This is a genomic window from Rhodococcus sp. AB351 (genome assembly GCF_049538275.1).
In the GTDB taxonomy this organism is placed as follows: domain Bacteria; phylum Actinomycetota; class Actinomycetes; order Mycobacteriales; family Mycobacteriaceae; genus Rhodococcus.
This window is the reverse complement of the sequence record NZ_JBMVFW010000001.1, coordinates 893,565-910,486: the sequence shown is the minus strand read 5'-3', so window position 1 is coordinate 910,486 and position 16,922 is coordinate 893,565. Positions and strand designations below refer to the sequence as shown.

21 protein-coding genes and 1 riboswitch are annotated in these 16,922 nt (G+C 68.7%); of the genes, 6 read left to right on the top strand and 15 right to left on the bottom strand.

Annotated features, from left to right (window positions below):
- Positions 1-12 precede the first annotated feature (12 nt).
- Both ACPCXD_RS04145 and ACPCXD_RS04140 read right to left on the bottom strand, forming a co-directional pair.
- Entirely contained in the window at positions 13-435 is a 423-nt protein-coding gene (locus ACPCXD_RS04145) for a DUF1801 domain-containing protein (RefSeq protein ID WP_423658536.1), read from the bottom strand.
- A gap of 37 nt (positions 436-472) precedes the next feature.
- A complete protein-coding gene (locus ACPCXD_RS04140) occupies positions 473-1,162 on the bottom strand; it encodes a haloacid dehalogenase type II (protein WP_423658534.1) in 690 nt (229 codons plus the stop codon).
- A 112-nt stretch (positions 1,163-1,274) separates the two neighbouring features.
- Here ACPCXD_RS04140 and ACPCXD_RS04135 point away from each other — a divergent pair, with 112 nt between their 5' ends.
- A complete protein-coding gene (locus ACPCXD_RS04135; RefSeq protein WP_423658532.1) occupies positions 1,275-1,796 on the top strand; it encodes an Rv2732c family membrane protein in 522 nt (173 codons plus the stop codon).
- A gap of 120 nt (positions 1,797-1,916) precedes the next feature.
- Positions 1,917-2,465 carry an ATP-binding transcription factor AbmR gene (gene abmR, locus ACPCXD_RS04130; protein WP_059384660.1) on the top strand — a complete coding sequence of 183 codons (549 nt, stop codon included), beginning with the start codon at positions 1,917-1,919 and terminating at the stop codon, positions 2,463-2,465.
- Here the strand turns inward: abmR and ACPCXD_RS04125 are convergent.
- From ACPCXD_RS04125 to ACPCXD_RS04110, 4 genes are read right to left on the bottom strand one after another with little or no spacing between them, the layout of a single operon-like run.
- The gene (locus tag ACPCXD_RS04125; protein ID WP_423658530.1) at positions 2,368-3,198 is read right to left on the bottom strand and encodes a cobalt-precorrin-6A reductase; all 831 of its coding nucleotides are present in this window, start codon (positions 3,196-3,198) and stop codon (positions 2,368-2,370) included. The genes abmR and ACPCXD_RS04125 overlap by 98 nt on opposite strands.
- Positions 3,195-4,673, bottom strand: a complete 1,479-nt coding sequence (locus ACPCXD_RS04120; RefSeq protein WP_145692347.1) for a cobyric acid synthase — start codon at positions 4,671-4,673, stop codon at positions 3,195-3,197. Before ACPCXD_RS04120 ends, ACPCXD_RS04125 begins: the two co-directional genes overlap by 4 nt.
- Positions 4,674-4,677: 4 nt before the next feature.
- A complete protein-coding gene (locus ACPCXD_RS04115) occupies positions 4,678-5,442 on the bottom strand; it encodes a CbtA family protein (protein ID WP_145692346.1) in 765 nt (254 codons plus the stop codon).
- Positions 5,443-5,456: 14 nt separating this feature from the next.
- Positions 5,457-5,651, bottom strand: coding sequence for a CbtB domain-containing protein (locus tag ACPCXD_RS04110; protein WP_006552982.1), 195 nt, complete (start codon positions 5,649-5,651; stop codon positions 5,457-5,459).
- Between the two features lie 32 nt (positions 5,652-5,683).
- Positions 5,684-5,802: riboswitch (cobalamin riboswitch) on the bottom strand.
- A gap of 53 nt (positions 5,803-5,855) precedes the next feature.
- On the opposite strand from ACPCXD_RS04110, the gene ACPCXD_RS04105 reads away from it, so the two are divergent.
- Entirely contained in the window at positions 5,856-6,404 is a 549-nt protein-coding gene (locus ACPCXD_RS04105) for a histidine phosphatase family protein (protein WP_145692345.1), read from the top strand.
- A 1-nt stretch (position 6,405) separates the two neighbouring features.
- Here the strand turns inward: ACPCXD_RS04105 and ACPCXD_RS04100 are convergent, their stop codons facing one another.
- The 3 genes from ACPCXD_RS04100 to ACPCXD_RS04090 all read right to left on the bottom strand — a co-directional run bounded on the left by ACPCXD_RS04100 (position 6,406) and on the right by ACPCXD_RS04090 (position 9,014).
- Entirely contained in the window at positions 6,406-7,335 is a 930-nt protein-coding gene (locus ACPCXD_RS04100; protein ID WP_016691502.1) for a cation diffusion facilitator family transporter, read from the bottom strand.
- Positions 7,336-7,421: 86 nt separating this feature from the next.
- A complete protein-coding gene (locus ACPCXD_RS04095; RefSeq protein ID WP_016691501.1) occupies positions 7,422-8,585 on the bottom strand; it encodes an FUSC family protein in 1,164 nt (387 codons plus the stop codon).
- A gap of 12 nt (positions 8,586-8,597) precedes the next feature.
- Positions 8,598-9,014 carry a DUF3151 domain-containing protein gene (locus ACPCXD_RS04090; RefSeq protein WP_145692344.1) on the bottom strand — a complete coding sequence of 139 codons (417 nt, stop codon included), beginning with the start codon at positions 9,012-9,014 and terminating at the stop codon, positions 8,598-8,600.
- Positions 9,015-9,093: 79 nt separating this feature from the next.
- Here ACPCXD_RS04090 and ACPCXD_RS04085 point away from each other — a divergent pair, with 79 nt between their 5' ends.
- Positions 9,094-10,101, top strand: a complete 1,008-nt coding sequence (locus ACPCXD_RS04085) for an Rv0361 family membrane protein (RefSeq protein ID WP_423658525.1) — start codon at positions 9,094-9,096, stop codon at positions 10,099-10,101.
- 123 nt (positions 10,102-10,224) lie between these two features.
- Here ACPCXD_RS04085 and fbaA read toward each other — a convergent pair whose 3' ends face one another.
- A complete protein-coding gene (fbaA, locus tag ACPCXD_RS04080) occupies positions 10,225-11,259 on the bottom strand; it encodes a class II fructose-bisphosphate aldolase (protein ID WP_016691499.1) in 1,035 nt (344 codons plus the stop codon).
- Between the two features lie 212 nt (positions 11,260-11,471).
- Between fbaA and ACPCXD_RS04075 the strand changes: the two genes are divergently transcribed.
- Positions 11,472-12,170: a VTT domain-containing protein gene (locus ACPCXD_RS04075; RefSeq protein ID WP_160876857.1), complete on the top strand. Its 699-nt coding sequence runs from the start codon at positions 11,472-11,474 to the stop codon at positions 12,168-12,170.
- Positions 12,171-12,317: 147 nt separating this feature from the next.
- Here ACPCXD_RS04075 and ACPCXD_RS04070 read toward each other — a convergent pair whose 3' ends face one another.
- From ACPCXD_RS04070 to ACPCXD_RS04055, 4 genes are all read right to left on the bottom strand, one after another.
- Complete coding sequence (locus ACPCXD_RS04070; RefSeq protein WP_423658523.1) at positions 12,318-13,460, bottom strand: glycoside hydrolase family 76 protein; 1,143 nt, start codon at positions 13,458-13,460, stop codon at positions 12,318-12,320.
- Positions 13,461-13,537: 77 nt separating this feature from the next.
- Positions 13,538-14,224 carry a TrmH family RNA methyltransferase gene (locus ACPCXD_RS04065; RefSeq protein WP_016691496.1) on the bottom strand — a complete coding sequence of 229 codons (687 nt, stop codon included), beginning with the start codon at positions 14,222-14,224 and terminating at the stop codon, positions 13,538-13,540.
- A 2-nt stretch (positions 14,225-14,226) separates the two neighbouring features.
- Positions 14,227-14,835, bottom strand: coding sequence for a hypothetical protein (locus tag ACPCXD_RS04060; RefSeq protein WP_160876859.1), 609 nt, complete (start codon positions 14,833-14,835; stop codon positions 14,227-14,229).
- A 59-nt stretch (positions 14,836-14,894) separates the two neighbouring features.
- The gene (locus ACPCXD_RS04055; RefSeq protein WP_160876831.1) at positions 14,895-15,677 is read right to left on the bottom strand and encodes an SDR family oxidoreductase; all 783 of its coding nucleotides are present in this window, start codon (positions 15,675-15,677) and stop codon (positions 14,895-14,897) included.
- 67 nt (positions 15,678-15,744) lie between these two features.
- Between ACPCXD_RS04055 and ACPCXD_RS04050 the strand changes: the two genes are divergently transcribed.
- Positions 15,745-16,185, top strand: a complete 441-nt coding sequence (locus ACPCXD_RS04050) for a hypothetical protein (protein ID WP_016691493.1) — start codon at positions 15,745-15,747, stop codon at positions 16,183-16,185.
- Here ACPCXD_RS04050 and ACPCXD_RS04045 read toward each other — a convergent pair.
- Positions 16,182-16,904: a lysoplasmalogenase family protein gene (locus ACPCXD_RS04045; RefSeq protein ID WP_088898895.1), complete on the bottom strand. Its 723-nt coding sequence runs from the start codon at positions 16,902-16,904 to the stop codon at positions 16,182-16,184. The two genes, ACPCXD_RS04050 and ACPCXD_RS04045, sit on opposite strands and share 4 nt — an antisense overlap.
- Between the last annotated feature and the right edge of the window lie 18 nt (positions 16,905-16,922).

Genomic DNA, 16,922 nt, shown 5'->3' with positions numbered 1-16,922 from the left:
GGTCCGGCCGCCTCAGGGAGTGTGCTCGACCGTGGTCATGTGGTGGTGGCCGATGCGCACCAGCTCCGACAGCACGTCGGTGTCCACGGCCGACAGCTTCGTGACGTACAGGCACGCGGCACCGCGCTTGTGCGGACCGAGGGTCGCGAGGAGCTCTTCGGCACCGGGCGCGATCGTCAACCCGTACAGCGCGAGGTTGGTCTTGCGCGGCGAGAAACCGACGGCGAGGGCGTCGCCTTCGCGTCCGCTGGCGTATCGGTAGTGGTACCGGCCGAAACCGACCATCGACGGTCCCCACATCACCGCCGGCTGCCCGGTGACGTCGTGCATCAGGTCGTGCAGTGCCCATCCGTCGGCGCGGCGTACCGGATGATCGACGGCGTCGAGGAACTCCGACACCGGACGATCGGTGGGCAGGGTCTTGTTCTCGGCCATGATCGGCACTCTTCCAGCGAGTGCCGACAGATACCTGTCACGGCATGTCCCGCAGGTCCTCGATGCGGTGGTCGAACTCGCCCTCGGTGTCGTCGACCGCGTCCTCGAGCCGACCGTTCTCGAGCGGCCGGTACACGAAGACGGTGTTCAGGCCGACCTTGCGTGCGGCCCGCAGATCGTAGGGATGCGACGCGACCATCGCGGCCCGGGACGGATCGACCCCGAGATAGCGGCAGGTGCGTTCGTACAGGAACCGCTCGGGCTTGAAGGCACCGAACAGTTCGGCCGTGAGGATGGCGTCGGCTTCGAGCTGTTGGTCGCGGAAGAGCGTGATCATCGTGGCCATGTCCGTGTTCGACAGCGTCGACACCACCGCCTGCGAACGGAGTTCCTTCAGCCCGGGCCGCACGTCCGGCCACGCCTCGAGGCGCTGCCAGGCCCGCGCCGTCTCGACGCGCACGTCCTCGGGAAGATCGATCCCGAACTGCTCGCACACGTCGCCGAGTCCGTCGACGTAGGAGTCCTGCACGCGATACCACTTCTCCACCGACTGATCGAGACGGAGGATGCGCTCGTAGTAGTCGCTCCTCCAGGCCCGCACCAGGTCGCCCACGGTCGCCGGATCGGCATAGGTACCCAGTGCCTCGGCGACCGCCCGGGTGACCGGGGTGTAGAAGTCCATCAGCGTGCCCTGCACGTCGAAGATGTACGCGTCGTATCGGCTCACGCCTGGAGCATGCCCGCTCGCGCCTTCCTGAAACGGAGTGCAGAATCCGCACGCCGATGTGACCCGCGTCGCATACTGGGACCGAAGCGTCGCCGCGCTCCGGGGGTGCACTATGGACGACCTGGCGGAATTCCGTCACGATCTCGATCGGATCGAACACCGCGTCGCCGGTGAGGTGATCGTCGGCCGCTCGCGGGTCCGGATCCTGGCCGGGTGCGTCGCGTTGCTGGTCGTGGGTCTGCTGCTTCCCCAGGCCACTTCGGTGACGTCCCTGACGACCCTTCTGCGCTGGGACTCCGAGGCCGCCACGCTCCCCCTCCGTGTCTTCGATGTCTTCGTGGTGGTGTTCGGCATCCTCGTACCGCTCGTCGCGTTGCTCCGCAGGCGCTGGGGTGCCGCGACGATCGCGATGCTCGGTTCGGGTGCGGCGTCGATGGTGGGACTGTTCGCCGTCTGGTCGCAGGCCGGGATGGTCGCCCACACCTCTCACGCACCGCACGTCGGCCTGTATCTGTGCTGGGCCGCGGTGATGGCGTCCACGGCGGTGTGGCTACCCGTCGTGCTCTCCACCGCTCCCCTGCGTAGCGCTCCTCCCGTCACCTCCGGGGTTCTGACTCCCCGGGACGGTCACTGATCGCACCGTTCACCGATCGACAGTGGCGCGCGTCACGCTTGCAGTGCAACACTGTAATCAGTGCAACACGCACGGTTGATCGGTGCGACACGCACCGGGTCGCGTCCCGAGGAGGACATCATGCGACATTCACACATTCACGGATTCGGACGACCGGGCGGCTGGCAACAGGCCGACGTCCCCGACGCGAGCGATGCCTCCGAGTGGTTCGCCGGCAGGCTCCCCGACGACTGGTTCACCGGCCCGCCCGACATCGAGATCGACAGAGAGGAGATCTTCGTCGTCGGCCCGCTCGGGGTACCCGACGGCACGAGCGATACCGAGATCGACGGACGTATCGCTCGATTCCGCGAGACCACCCGCGCCGATCGGATGCGCATCGCCGACGAGGCCGAGGCCCGCTACGGCCGGAAGGTGGCCTGGGGCGTGAAGGTCGGCGACCGGACCGACCTGTTCACCCACCTCGCCGTCCCGGTCATGACTCGACTGCGCCAACCCGAACGGAAGGTGCTCGACACCCTCGTCGACGCGGGTGTCGCGCGGTCCCGTTCGGACGCACTGAAGTGGACCGTCAGGCTCGTGGGGCAGCACTCGGAGCAATGGCTCCGGGAACTGCGCGAGGCGATGAAGAAGGTCGACGATCTGCGTTCCGAAGGTCCGCAGGTCTGACCTCCGCGACCCGGAGGACCCACTCCCGCGCTGCCGCCACGGACGCCACCGTGGCGACACCGCGGGGTGCGGGCGGGCGACGCACGACGATCACGCGCACGCCCAGTTCGTCGGCGGCATCGAGTTTGCCGCGGGTGAGCGAGCCACCCGAGTCCTTCGTGACGAGTGTGTCGATCCTGTTGTCGAGCAGCAGCTTCCGTTCGCCACTCACGGTGTAGGGGCCGCGTCCCAACAGCACCGACCAGTTCCGTGGCAGTTCGATCGCCGACGGGTCGACGACGCGGACGAGCACGTCGTGCGCGGCGAGTGGCCCGACAAAGCGGTCGAGGGTCTGCCGTCCGGTGCTGAGGAAGATCCTCCGGCCGGTCGCGGCAGCGCGCGCGGCGCTGTCGTGGTCGTCGACCCACGTCCACCGGCCGTGCTCGTCTTGCCAACCGGGTCGTTGCAGGCGCACGAGCAGCACGTTCGCGGCAGCGCATGCCGCGGCGGCGTTCGCGCTGATGCCCGCGGCGAACGGATGGGTCGCGTCGACGACGGCTCGGATACCGCGCTCGGTCAGGTACCGGGCGAGACCGTCCGCGCCGCCGAACCCTCCGATGCGCACCGGGCCGACGGGCAGGCGTGGATTGCGGACCCGGCCTGCCAGGGAGGATTCGAATGCGATATCCGTGTCGTCCAATGCCGCGGCGAGCGAACGGGCTTCCCCCGTCCCACCGAGGATCAGGATCGTCACCCCAGGGTTCCCCTCAGCACGGGCAGGGTTCGCCCGTCGGAGAGCATGGCGAGCAGAGCGTCCATGTCGAGATGTTCGTCGACGAGATCCGCGAGCGCCTCGATGCGGGCCTCGCGTGCGGCCGGGAAACTCACTTCCCCGGTGCGGATCCCGCGACCCACCGCCGCAGCGACCTCGCGCAGCCATGCCCGTCGCAGGGGGTCCCCTTCGAGAGCTCCGTGCCACATCGTGCCGAACACCGATCCCTTGCGGGTGCCGCCGAGGAAGTCGGTGCCGCCGTCGACGGTGACACGCCCGTGGTGGATCTCGTATCCGGAGGCAGCCGCATCCAACGCCGACCCCCTGGGTAGCCGGAGAACCTTCTCGTGTCCGAACTCGGTGCGAACCGGGAGCAATCCGAGACCGGGCGCGCTTGCGCCGGACACACCCTCGACGCCGTGCGGGTCGTCGATGCGCGTGCCGAGCATCTGGAAGCCGCCGCAGATACCGAGGACCGGTCCACCTCGGCGGGCGTGGTCGACGATCGCGGTGTCGAGTCCTCGCGAGCGCAGCCACGCGAGATCCGCGAGCGTCGCGCGTGTTCCGGGCACGATCACCACATCGGCGCCGGCGAGCGCCCGCGGGTCGTCGATGAAGCGGACCCGCACGTCCGGTTCGAGGCACAGTGCGTCGACGTCGGTGAAATTGCTGACGCGCGGCAGCATCACGACGGCGATGCTCAGTGCGCCGTCACCGTCGTGCACGGGGCGGGAGGTGAGGGCGAGCGAATCCTCGGAGTCGAGCCACAGGTCGCGTTGCCACGGCAGCACGCCGAGTACCGGGCGGCCGGTGAGTCGTTCGAGCGAGTCGAGTCCGGATTTCAGGAGCGAGACGTCGCCGCGGAACTTGTTGATCACGAAGCCGCGGATCAACTGCTGATCCGCCGCGTCGAGCAGGGCCAGCGTCCCGTACATCGAGGCGAAGACACCTCCGCGGTCGATGTCGCCGACGACGACGGTCGGCATCGAACCGTGTTGCGCCAGCCCCATGTTCACATAGTCGTGGTCGCGCAGATTGATCTCGGCCGCACTGCCGGCACCTTCGCACACCACCACGTCGAATCTGCGGCAGAGGTCGTCGAAGGCGCCGAACGCCGCGTCGGCGAGATGCTGTCTTCCACCGGCGAACTCACCTGCCTCGAGGGCTCCGGCGGGTTGCCCGAGAACCACGACGTGACTGCGCCGGTCGCTGCCCGGCTTGAGCAGCACCGGGTTCATCGCGGCCTCGGGGGTCGCGTGTGCGGCCACCGCCTGGATCCACTGGGCGCGCCCGATCTCCGCGCCCTCACTCGTCACCATCGAATTGTTCGACATGTTCTGCGCCTTGAACGGCGCGACCTTCAGGCCGCGCCGCGACAAGGATCGGCAGATCCCGGTGACGACCACGGATTTCCCTGCATCCGAGGTCGTTCCGGCGACGAGCAGACCCGAACCCATGTCGTCAGGCCGGGATCGTCACGCGACGGGACGCGCGTTCGGTGAGGTACGCGAAGACCACACCGAGCACCGCCCACAGGGTGAGCTGCACGGTGAACGACGCGACCCGGAACTCCCACAGCAACGACGCAGGGAAGCCCTCCCCGACCTCGTCGATGCTCGGCAAGGCGAGATATCCGAGGCCCACCACGACGAGGAATGCGACCGTCGGTCCGGCGATGCGGAGGGTGTGCAGATCCTGGGCCGCCAACGCCTTCGCCACCGCGACGGCCACGGCGATCGCGACGAGTCCGAGAACGACCGAGGCGAGCCACAGCAGGGTGCGTTGGTCGATCGTGTCGGGATCACCCACGGCCGGCGGATTGGCCGGGTACTTCACGAACGGGACGGCCTCGACGGCGAGCCACGCTCCGGCCGCTCCGAACAATCCGAGCTTCCACCCCGGCATGTCGGTGAGGCGACGCGCGAAGTGCAGCACCGACGCGTAGAGGGCGCCGAGCGCGAGACCCGCGAGGGTCGTCGCGAGGAACAGTCCGGCCTTCTGACCGGTTCGGCCGACGAGCGCATCGTCGCCGTGACTGTGACCGTGGGATTCCCCGGTGGTCGCAGTGTGGTCGTGCGAATGCGCTTCGCCGGCAGCTTCTTCGAGCGCGATCGCCGATTCGATGTGGGGTTCGCCGACGACGAAGGCGACACCGCCGGCGAGCAGACCCGCGACGAGTCCGGCGAGCAGGCCCCGCAGCAGCAGGTGGAGATAGGTTCCGGGCATCGTGGTCCCCGTTCTCAATGGCACGGAAGACCGAGGAGGTGCCGGCCGTCGTGCATCAACTCGTGCATGAACATGCCGGTGCGCGAGATCGCGCCCTGATCGAATCCGACCAGGTAGAGAACGAGAAACGCCGCGACGATCACTGCGGCGAGAGCGACTGCGAGTGCGGCGGAGCCGAGCGACTCGTCGGGGGTGTGGACAACAGCCATGACAATCCTCCTGGGATTTCGCGTCCCATTCGATTCCGTCATGTGCCGCGGGAGTTTTCTGGCTTCCGGAGATTTCGACATCTCCGGTTACAGTGGCGCGACCGCTCCGGTTTCCCACCGGATTGCCTACACCTCGACACATCTTTACCGACGCACCTTCGCACCGCGCGGTCTGCGATGTCAAGCGGAGAGGACGTACCTGCCGTGACCCGATTGTTCTTCGTCGCACATGCTTCCACGCACGCGACGGAACAGGCCCGGTTTCCGTGCGACGAACCGATCTCCGAACGAGGCCGGCGCGAACTCGGACGCGTCGCGGTGCCGGTCGTCGACCGGTGGGTGTGTGCACCGGAGCGACGCGCGGTCGACACGGTCCATGCCTTCGGCGTCCTCGCCGAGATCGACCCGGCGCTGCGCGAGCTCGACTACGGCAGATGGTGTGGGGTGGGGTTGGACGAGCTGCCCGAGAGCGACCTGACGATGTGGCTGACCGAGCCGGCGGCGGCACCGCACGGCGGCGAGTCCGTCGAGGACCTCATCGACCGGATCGGCACCTGGCTGGCGACGCAGGACGGCGGCTACGAACGGGTCGGGGTGGTGACGCACCCCGCGGTCGTGCGAGCGGCAACGGTGTGCGCTCTCGATGCTCCGGCGTCGTCGTTCCGGAGGGTCGACGTGGGACCGCTCGACGTCGTCCGGCTCTACGGCGGGCCGGGCCGGTGGACGTTGCGTCCGAACCGGTTGACGCGGTGAGCTACCAGGTGACGTCCTTCTCGCACTGCTTGCCGTCGACCGTCGACTCCACCTGGACGGTGGCGTGCTCGAGTCCGTGCGACGACAGCGCGGTGCGCGCCGAGTCGAGGATCCACTGCGGGTCGTGGTCGCTGACGAGATGCACGGTCGCGACGTCCATGCCGGTGGTCAGCGTCCACACGTGCAGGTCGTGCACGCCGCACACGCCGGGCAGCGCGAGCAGGTCGGTGCGCAGGAGGTCGACGTCGAGATGTGCGGGCGAGGTCTGCGTGAGGATGCGCAGCGACTCGGCGGCCAGTCGCAGGGCGCGCGGCACGACCCACAGGGAGATGAGCACACCGACGACGACGTCGGCCAGGCTCCAGCCGAAGATCATGACGAGTGCGCCCGCGATGAGGACGCCGACGGATCCGACGGCGTCGGCGAGCACCTCCATGTAGGCGCCGCGCACCGCGATGCTGTCCTTCGCGTCCGCCCGCAGCATGAGCATCACGACGATGTTGGCGGCCAGTCCCGCGAGGGCGGTGACGATCATGGGCAGGCCGGGGAGTTCGGGGGCGTCGCCGATGCGGTCGATCGCCTCGTAGAAGACCCAGCCGGCGACGCCGAGCAGCAGCACCGCGTTGACCATCGCGGTGAGGACCTCGGCGCGGTGCCAGCCGAAGGTGCGCGACGCCGCGCTGCTCCCGCGCCGGGCCAGGATGAGGGCGACCATGCCCATGGACACCCCGACGACGTCGGTGAGCATGTGGCCCGCGTCGGCGAGCAGGGCGAGGGAGCCGATCAGGAGACCGACGAGCGCCTCGAGTACGAAGAACGCTCCGAGGATGCCCAGTGCGAAGGCCATGCGCCGGATGACGGCGCGCGTGGGACCGGCGCCCTGACCGTGACCGTGGCCGACGCCGTGTGAGTGCCCGTGACCCGAACCCATCGAACTCCCTCTCCGAACTTCGGGCCATCGTATGCACGAATGCGCATATGTTTCAACGGCTACGTGCCCGGCGGGGGCGGAGGCGCTTATTCGTCCGGGTCGTAGGCCGGATGTTCGACGGTGGGGGGAAGGGTCGCGATCGCGGTGATCCGCTTGAGTCCGGCGGTCTGCAGCAGGTCGACGATCAGCGACCTCATCTGCGCGAACACCACCGTCGCCGAGACCCCTGCCCCGGCGATGAGGTCGGGATCCATCTTCTTGGCGATGCTGCGCAGCACACGCGCAGCCTCGGCCTGGTCGGGCTGCTCCCCCGGCTCGGCGAGAACCATCTCGCGGAGCACGTCCACCGCATCGGCCACCTCGACGAACCGCTGCACGAGCCGCGGATCGAGGATCTCGTCGTCGCGGACGAGGGTCAGCGACCGGCGCGCGAGCACCCGGATGTTGCGCATCGCGTGGTCGATGGGGTCGGCCGCGGAGGTCAGTACCGCCAGCCGGCCCCGGCTGTTCCAGTAGAGCGGCGAGATCCGGCTGATCTCCCGACCGCCCTTGAGGTGGGTGCGCATCGAGTCGATCGCGGGCTGGGTGGCCCGCGCCTGCTTGAGGGCGTCCTCGATCGGTTTCGGGTTGTTCTCGACGAGCCCGGTCTCGACCTTCCTCAGGACCTCACTCGCCGTCGCGAGGATCTCGGCGGCGTTGCGCCGGGCACGTCGCACCGGATGGGTGGGGATCATGGCGACGACCGCGATCCCCGTGAGACCACCGACCAGGGCGTCGACCATGCGGTCGGGCCCACCGGTGCCACCGGGTGGCAGCAGCGTCGCCACGAGCACCGCGGAGTTCCCGGCCTGCATCGCGAAGATCGGTCCGCTGTTCAACGCGACCGCCGTACTCATCGCGATCGTCACGACGAGGGCGATCTGCCACGGTCCGCTGCCGATCAGCGAGACGAGCAGGTCGCCCACGCCGATCCCGACGGTCACACCGCAGACGAGTTCGACGGAACGCCGCAACCGGGCGCCGAGGCCGAGCCCGAGGGAGACGACTGCCGCGATGGGTGCGAAGAAGGGCTGTTGGTGCCCGACCAGATCCTTCGCGACCCACCACGCCAGACCCGCCGCCAGCGCGCACTGCACGATCGGCAGCGCCGATGAGCGCAGCCGTTCGAACGAGTCGGTCAGGCGTTTACGAGCTCCCTGACGGGTGGGTCGACGCCGGGTCGCCGCGGACAGTCTGTTCGATACAGACATGTACGGCGGCGGCTATTCGACGCCGAGTTCTTCCGCTGCCCGCGGGTCGCAGTCCTCGAGCAGGTCCAGGCAGCGGGCGTGCTCGTCCGACTCACCGATGGTCCGGGCGGCCCGGGCGAGCACGGCGACGCAGCGCAGGAAGCCGCGGTTGGGTTCGTGGCTGTAGGGCACGGGACCGAAACCCTTCCAGCCGTTGCGGCGCAGCTGGTCGAGGCCGCGGTGGTATCCGGTGCGTGCGTAGGCGTAGGCCTGGATCGTCCCGCCACTGTCGAGTGCGGCCTCGGCGAGGTACGCCCATGCGATCGAGGCGGTGGGATGGTCGGCTGCGACCTTCGCCGGGTCCTCGTTGTTCAGCAGAGCCGACTCCGCGTCGTCGTCGCCGGGGAGAAGGGTGGGCTGCGGTCCGAGAAGATCACCGAAAGACGTCATGGGGTCATTCTGCCCTTCCGTCGTGAAGGCTCGATAGAGTCCCCGGGTAACCGCAGGCCGTCGAGCGAGGTGCAGCACGTTGTCGGACCCGAAGAACGAAGAGTCACCCGAGCAGACTTCGACGACCCCTCCTGTCGAAACACCGGCCGAGGGTACGGAGAACGAACCCGCCGTCGAGCCGGCGACGGCCGAGGAAGCAGCGTCCGAGAATGCGGCGCCCGAGGAAGCAGCGTCCGAGAAAGCCGAGGAGGCCGACGAGCCGGCGGAGCAGGTCTCCGAGGAACCGGAGAAGCCGACCACCGAGGCGGCGTCCGCTGATGCCGACGCGAGCAGCGACAAAGCAGAGCAGGCCGACGAGCCGAAGCAGGCTACGGACGAGAGCATCACCACGGACGAAACCGTGGCGCTTCCCGTCGTCGAACCGGAGACCACCGAGTCCCGTCCGGCCACCGAACCGGAACCCACGCCCACACCCGGGCCCGAGGCCACCTCCGCCGCCGACGCGCCCACCGTGCAGATCCCGGTCCGCAGCCACGTGCCCAAGGCCCCGCCGCAGCGCATCTCACCGCGCGGTGAGGAACCGCCGGTGCAGCCCGAACCCGCCCGCGTCGCTGTCCAGCCCACGCCCACGCGCATCCCGCCGGCCCGCGACAGGAGCCGCGGACGCTGGCTGATCGCCGCCGGAGCTGCGGCCGTACTGGTGGTCGTGGCGATCGTCGCGGCCGGGGTGTTCGTGTTCCTGAAGGACCGCGCCGACAACTCCCCCGAGAGCCGGATCCGCTCGAGCATCGACACCTTCGTCGGAGCACTCGAATCGGGCGACCTCTCGGTCCTGCAGGAGTCGACCTGCGGAGCGCTCTCCGACTTCTACGAGACCGTCGATCCGGAGAACTTCCGCGACATCCACCGGCTCGCCGTCGAACAGGGCGAGATCCCGGTGATCACGAGCGTCGACCGCATCCAGATCACCGACGGCACCGCCATCGCGCAGGTCACCGCACATACGGTGAACAATCCCGCCGATGTCACCGACCGCACCTTCGACCTCACGCTCGACGGTGAGCAGTGGAAGGTCTGCAGCGAATAACGGGACGACAGCAACCACGAGTGTGCAGAAATCGTCGTTCGCCTTCGCGACGATTTCTGCACACCGCAGGGACGACGAAGGGCGCCGACGAGAACGTCGGCGCCCTTCGGGTATCGGTAGGTATTACTTGGCCGAGACCGAGCGTCCCGCCGACTTGAGGTCGTTGCAGGCCTCGATGACACGCTGCGTCATGGACGCCTCGGCCTTCTTGAGGTAGCTGCGCGGGTCGTAGGTCTTCTTGTTGCCGACCTCGCCGTCGATCTTGAGCACACCGTCGTAGTTGCTGAACATATGTGCCGCGATCGGGCGGGTGAACGCGTACTGCGTGTCGGTGTCGACGTTCATCTTCACGACGCCGTAGCTCAGCGCCTCGTCGATCTCCGACTTCAGCGAGCCCGAGCCGCCGTGGAAGACGAGGTCGAACGGCTTCGACCCCTCGGGCAGACCCAGCTTCTTCGACGCGGCGGCCTGGCCCTCGGCGAGGACGGACGGCTTGAGCTTGACGTTGCCCGGCTTGTAGACGCCGTGGACGTTGCCGAAGGTCGCAGCGAGCAGGTACTGGCCCTTGTCGGCGCCGAGCGCGTCGACGGTCTTCTCGAAGTCCTCGACCGTGGTGTAGAGCTTGTCGTTGATGGCGTTCTCGACGCCGTCCTCTTCACCGCCGACGACGCCGATCTCGATCTCGAGGATGATCTTCGCGGCCTTGGCGGCAGCGAGGAGCTCCTGCGCGATCTCGAGGTTCTCGTCGATCGGGATGGCCGAGCCGTCCCACATGTGCGACTGGAACAGCGGGTTCTGTCCGTTGTTCACGCGCTCCTGCGAGATCGCGATGAGCGGACGGACGAAGCCGTCGAGCTTGTCCTTCGGGCAGTGGTCGGTGTGCAGGGCGATCGTCACGTCGTACTTCTCGGCGACGACGTGAGCGAACTCGGCGAGTGCCACGGCACCGGTGACCATGTCCTTCACACCCAGGCCCGAGCCGAACTCGGCGCCACCGGTCGAGAACTGGATGATGCCGTCGCTGCCGGCGTCCGCAAAGCCCTTGATGGCGGCGTTGATCGTTTCGGACGACGTGCAGTTGATGGCCGGGAACGCAAAGGAGTGCTCCTTCGCGCGGGCGATCATCTCGGCGTAGACCTCGGGAGTCGCGATAGGCACAGCGGCTGTCCTCCAGATGAGAGTCGATCGGCATCCCACCGGGATGTGGTGGGTGCCCGGGTTGTCCCTGCAGTATGTCAAGTGACACGCCTCCTCGATACTCGGGCCGTCCCGCGCCCGATGCCGGGATTCGGGGACAGGTGGACCCCGCCGGTACCCTGGACCGCGTGACTGTGTTCGAAGCCTCGGAGTCCGTGACCAATCTGGCCCTGATGCCGGGGTTTCTGGATCCGGTCAATCTGCTCAATTCGTTCGGAACCTGGATGCTCATCGGGCTGCTGCTCGTGGTGTTCATCGAGTCCGGATTGCTGTTCCCGCTGCTCCCGGGCGACTCGCTGCTGTTCACCGCGGGTCTGATCGCGGCGGCCAAGTCGGCGGAGGTCGAGCCGTTCGCCCCGCTGTGGGTGCTGATGGTGACGATCCCGATCGCGGCCGTCCTCGGCGACCAGGTCGGTTACCTCATCGGCGCGAAGGGCGGCACCAGGCTGTTCAAGCCCGATGCGAAGCTCTTCAAGCAGGCCTACATCGACGAGGCGCACCAGTTCTTCCTGCGTCACGGTCCCGCGATGATCTTCCTGGCACGCTTCGTGCCGATCGTGCGCACCTACGCTCCGCTCGTCGCGGGCGCCGCGAAGATGCCCTACCGCGTGTTCATCGTCTACAACGTCCTCGGCGGCATCGTGTGGGGCGCGGGTGTGACGCTGCTCGGCTACCTGCTGGGCCAGATCACGTTCATCGCCGACAACATCGACATCATCTTCCTGGGCATCGTGTTCGTCTCGGTGATCCCGATCATCACCGAGGTCGGCAAGCGCGTGCTCAGCTCGCGTCGTGCGGCCAAGAACGGTGAGGCGCCGGCCGCCGAGGCCGAGCCCGCGACGATGCCGATCAACCGCATCGAGAGCAAGTAGGAACGGTCCTCACACCGCAGAAGGTGGATTCCGCCCGTCGAACGAACGGGCCGGGATCCACCTTCTTCCGTTTCAGGACCGCGAGGCGGCTGCAGATTCAGGACCGCGAGGCGGCTGCAGATTCAGGACCGCGAGGCGGCTGCAGATTCAGGACCGCGAGGCGGCGACGGCGTAGGCAGCCTCCATGAGCATCCACCCGCCGAGCTGCACCGACATGTCGCGTTCGGCGACCGCCGACTCGCGGACGGTGCCGCCCGCGAACCGCGCGACCGACGTGCCCAGGCCCGGCAGCCGCGCCTGCCGCGACCAGTCGCGACCGAAGACCGGCAACTCCTCGACCTGCAGCCGGTTCTCCCAGGCGGCCTCCGCCGACGCCAGCACGATCCGTGCCGCGACGTTGCGGGCGCGGATGTCGTCGCCGTCGACGACGGGCAGTGTCGTGGCGACCATCGCGAGATAGCGGGCCAGGATCCCGTTGAACAGTCCCCCGTCGCCGCCTCCCCCGCCGGTGACGACGCTGCGTTCGGTGAGATGGTCGTCGACCGCGGCGACGAGTGCATGGACCCTGCGACGATGCCGCGGGTCGTCGAGCTGCAGGGCGAGTTCGGTCTCGAGGCCGAGCGTCACCCCCTGGCAGTAGCTGTAGATCGCGCGTTCGTGCACGCCCTCGCGGATGCCGTCCAGGACGAGACCCGTTTCGGGGTCGAGCAGCACCTCGTGGATCCAGTCCGCCATCTCCTCGGCGCGGTAGACCTTGCCGGTGCGGGCGAGCAGCAGCGCTGCCGGACCGTTGGCGGGGGCATTGAAGAAGTTGTCCCGCCGACGCCACGGGATGCCGCCGCCGTGCTCGGGTTGCCAGGCGTCGACGAGCTCGTCGACGAGGGTCGCGATCGCGCCGCGGTGGTCGACGTAGAGATGCCGTTCGGCCCGTTCGAGCGACAGGCCGAGCCACGCCATGTCGTCGTAGTAGTTGTTGGTCCAGCCGGTGAGGTTGCGGATGCGGTGGGTGCGTGCAAGCCGCACGACACGGCGCCGGCGGCGCGGGGTGGCGTCGCGCTCGGCGGCGTCGACGGCGGTGTCGATCAGGTGCGCCTGCCACCAGTAGTTCCAGGAGAGGAACAGTCGCTCGCGTCGGACGGCGGGCCATCCGACCACCCCGAGCGCGGTGCCGGGCAGGGCCCAGAGACGACGGATGTGCCGCGACACGATCGCACCCTCTGCGGCGTCGGCCCGCTGCGACCACCGGGCGGCTTCGACTCCGTCCGAACGCTGTCCTGCTGCGGTGTTCATCACCCTCCACACTGCCCGACCGACGGCCGTCCCGACGACGGTCCGCGCGACTTTCATCCCGGAATGCGGGGCAGGTGTTACCAGGCGTCCGAGAAATCGGCGTGCTGCCGGATCCACGCGTGCATCGCGATCCCCGCGGCGACACCCGCGTTGATGGACCTCGTGGAGCCGAACTGGGCGATGGAGACCGTCATCGACGCGACGTTGCGGGCCGCTTCGGTGACGCCGGGTCCCTCCTGCCCGAACAGCAGCAGGCAGCGGCGCGGCAGGGTCGCCGTCTCCAACCGGACCGAGCCGGGGGTGTTGTCCACCGCGACGATCTCGAGGTCCTGCTCGGCCGCCCATGCGACGAGCGCGTCGACGTCGGGGTGGTGGAGCAGATGCTGGTAGCGGTCGGTGACCATCGCTCCGCGCCGGTTCCATCGGCGTCGTCCCACGATGTGCACGGTGCCCACGGCGAACGCGTTGGCGGTGCGGACGACCGTTCCGATGTTCGCGTCGTGCGCGAAGTTCTCGATGGCGACGTGCAGCGGGTGCCGGCGACGGTCGATGTCCGCGACGATCGCCTCACGGGTCCAGTAGCGGTAGGCGTCGACGACGTTGCGCCGGTCGCCGTGGGCGAGCAGTTCGGGATCGTAGCGCGGATCGGTCGGCGGCTCGGTGCCGAACTCCTCGATCCACGGTCCGACGCCGTGCGGGTGTTCACCCCACTCGGTGGGGCCTGCCACGTCCTCGACGGCCGGTTCGGAATGCGTGTCGGTCACCGTCAGAACGTCTCGTTCGAACCTGCGGCGACGCGGAAACCGTGACCGGTGGCGTCGTTGGTGCAGGTCACGTCGGCTGCGGTGGTGGCGCAGGTGTAGCCGAGCTGCGACAGCGGCGATCCCGGCGGCAGTGCGGGGCTCGCCCCGTCGGGTGAGAGGTAGACCGGTCCGCCGGAGCACACGAACTCCCCTTCACCGGAGTCCTGCACGCGGATGCCGAGTCCCCAGTTGACCATGCAGTCCTCGGGGCGCGGCGGGATCGGATCGGTCGGTCCCTCGCAGCCCGCCTCGGTGCGGGTGGGCAGCCGGACGATGCCGCATTCGAAGGTGCCGTCGGGGCTGCTGAAGTAGTACGACTCGTTGCGCTGGTACTCGACCTGCGCGAGCGGAGCGGGTTCCTCCGTGGAGGTCTCCGGCTCGGGAGCCGGTTCGGTCGTCGAGGGGGTCGTCTCCTCGGTGGTGCTCGGAGCGACCGTCGTGGACGCGGTCGTCGGGGCAGCCGCCGAGGTCGTCGTCGACGTCGCTCCGGAGTCGGCCTCCGGCCCGTCCGCGGAGCCTCCGCATCCTGCGACGAACAGTGCCGCACCCGCAACGACTGCGACCGGCCACATCCGAATTCTCACGCAACACCCTTCCCGACGACGTGCGGGTGTCACTCTATCGAGCGGTGTCAGTGGCCGGTCAGGCGCCGGTTGACCAGGCGATTCATCCATCCGGGCGACACCTGGGCGAGTGTGGCGAGCACGGTCGCCTGCCGGCCCACGGGCCGATGCACGCGTCCCGAGCGCCGCGTGGGGCGGGTCGCGTCGAACACCGCGCGGGCGACGTCGTCGGCGCCGAGGTTCACGCCCAGGGAGCGTCGCGAGCCGATGTCCATCCCGTCGACCATGTTCGTGTCGACGAACAGCGGCCACAGCGCCTGGACCTTGATGTCGTGGCGTGCCCACTCGAGTTCGAGTGCTTCGGTCAGGCCGCGCACCGCGAACTTGGTGGCGCTGTAGGTGGCGAGCTCGGGCTGTCCGTAGAGCGCCGACGCCGAGCACATGTTCACGATGTGCGCGCCGGGGGTGTCGCGGAGATACGGGAAGGCCGCGTGGCAACCGAGGACGACACCGGTGACGTTGACGTCGACGAGCTGACGGTGCCGAGTCGCCGGGGTGTCCTCGAACGGCCCGGACGACAGCAGCCCGGCGTTGTTGACGAGGACGTCGAGCCGGCCGTCGGTGCAGAACTCCTCGAGTGCGCGGGTCCACGCGGAGATGTCGGTGACGTCGAGGGCACCGGTGACGATCCGTCCCGCGGTGATCGAGGCGGCCTCCTCGGCGAGACTCGCGAGCCCCGCGGTGTCGATGTCGAAGGCACCGACGCGGTAACCATGACGGGCGAAGAGCAGGGCTGTGGAGCGGCCGATACCGGCGGCGGCTCCGGTGATCACCACGCTGGGAACGGACATGGGATCACCCTAATCGCGGGCGGGAGCCGACGGCGCACAGCGGGGATAGGCTGGGATCGGAGGAGCTGTGAATCGTCGTATCGTCGCCACCGTCGCATTCGTCACCGTGGGATATGTCGTCGTTCTCGCGTTGTGGATGAACCTGTTCCTGCCGATCTCCGAACCCGGCACCGAGGGCTTCCAGGTGGTTTTCCTCGTCAGCCTGTACGGCACCGTGCTCGGCCTGTCGGTGGCGCTCGCAGGTCGTCGCTCGGAGGTCATGCGCCGCATCGAACGTGAGGGCTACGAGGGATGGGCGACCATCCGTTCCGCGACACCGCTCGACATGACCTCGACCGGTCAACTGACGCGGCTCGACCTCGAGCTCACGGTGCCCGGATCGGAACCCTATCGCGGCACCGTCGTCTACGAGGTCGACCGCCGCGACCTGCACCGCTACGTGGCCGGTGAGGTCGTGAGCATCTGGGTGGATCCGCTCGACCGCGACCGGATCGTCCTCTACCCCTAGAGGTCCCGGCTCGTGAGAGCGAGAAGCCCTTCCACGAGCAGCAGCTGGGCCACGACGTAGGTGGCCAGCACGAATCCTTCCGCCGCCGCGCGCGTCTTCTCGTCCTTCAGCAGGGTGCGGCGCACCACGATCGATCCGTCGGACAGCGTGAAGATCAGGCCGCCGAGACCGAGCCAACTGCGCCGGTCGGCACCCGGCACGGGCAGACCCGCGCGCACTCGCGCACCGGGCGCGAGTGCGGGGTCTCCGGCGAGGGTCGCGGTGGTGGCGAGCAGGGCGCCGTATCCGGTCAGCGGCGCGGCCACCGAGCGGTTGCGGGCGGCGAGCAGACCGGCCGCACCGGCCAGAGCCCCGGCACGCTGCACCGCGACCGGCTTCGACACCCGCGCACCACGCCGGACGAGGATGCTCGAGTAGGCGGTCTGCATGACGCCGAAACAGGCTGCACCGCTCAGGATCCGACGGTCCTCGTCGGAGCGGATCATGGCGATGTCGCCGAGGGTGGCGGCCGCGAGACCCGCGACCAGCAGGGCGGTGTCGGCGCGATCGGTGTCGCGGGAGCGGCGCAGCACCCGCACGGCGAGCGCCGGTGCGATGAGCGGTTTGGCGACCCGCTGCAGCGTCTCGTTCCCCGACACTCCCCCGACGACGGTGGCGGCCGACACCGCCGCGAACACCGCGTGCTCGATACCCCACCTCGTGCGACTGAACCAACCCATGCGCGCACAGTACCCGGG

Coding starts and splice junctions, on each gene's coding strand:
- ACPCXD_RS04145 (WP_423658536.1), bottom strand. CDS start 435: ATGGCCGAGAACAAGACCCTGCCCACCGATCGTCCGGTGTCGGAGTTC.
- ACPCXD_RS04135 (WP_423658532.1), top strand. CDS start 1,275: ATGGACGACCTGGCGGAATTCCGTCACGATCTCGATCGGATCGAACAC.
- abmR (WP_059384660.1), top strand. CDS start 1,917: ATGCGACATTCACACATTCACGGATTCGGACGACCGGGCGGCTGGCAA.
- ACPCXD_RS04120 (WP_145692347.1), bottom strand. CDS start 4,673: ATGGGTTCGGGTCTGCTCGTCGCCGGAACGACCTCGGATGCAGGGAAA.
- ACPCXD_RS04115 (WP_145692346.1), bottom strand. CDS start 5,442: ATGCCCGGAACCTATCTCCACCTGCTGCTGCGGGGCCTGCTCGCCGGA.
- ACPCXD_RS04110 (WP_006552982.1), bottom strand. CDS start 5,651: ATGGCTGTTGTCCACACCCCCGACGAGTCGCTCGGCTCCGCCGCACTC.
- ACPCXD_RS04100 (WP_016691502.1), bottom strand. CDS start 7,335: ATGGGTTCGGGTCACGGGCACTCACACGGCGTCGGCCACGGTCACGGT.
- ACPCXD_RS04095 (WP_016691501.1), bottom strand. CDS start 8,585: ATGTCTGTATCGAACAGACTGTCCGCGGCGACCCGGCGTCGACCCACC.
- ACPCXD_RS04090 (WP_145692344.1), bottom strand. CDS start 9,014: ATGACGTCTTTCGGTGATCTTCTCGGACCGCAGCCCACCCTTCTCCCC.
- ACPCXD_RS04075 (WP_160876857.1), top strand. CDS start 11,472: ATGCCGGGGTTTCTGGATCCGGTCAATCTGCTCAATTCGTTCGGAACC.
- ACPCXD_RS04070 (WP_423658523.1), bottom strand. CDS start 13,460: ATGAACACCGCAGCAGGACAGCGTTCGGACGGAGTCGAAGCCGCCCGG.
- ACPCXD_RS04060 (WP_160876859.1), bottom strand. CDS start 14,835: ATGTGGCCGGTCGCAGTCGTTGCGGGTGCGGCACTGTTCGTCGCAGGA.
- ACPCXD_RS04055 (WP_160876831.1), bottom strand. CDS start 15,677: ATGTCCGTTCCCAGCGTGGTGATCACCGGAGCCGCCGCCGGTATCGGC.
- ACPCXD_RS04045 (WP_088898895.1), bottom strand. CDS start 16,904: ATGGGTTGGTTCAGTCGCACGAGGTGGGGTATCGAGCACGCGGTGTTC.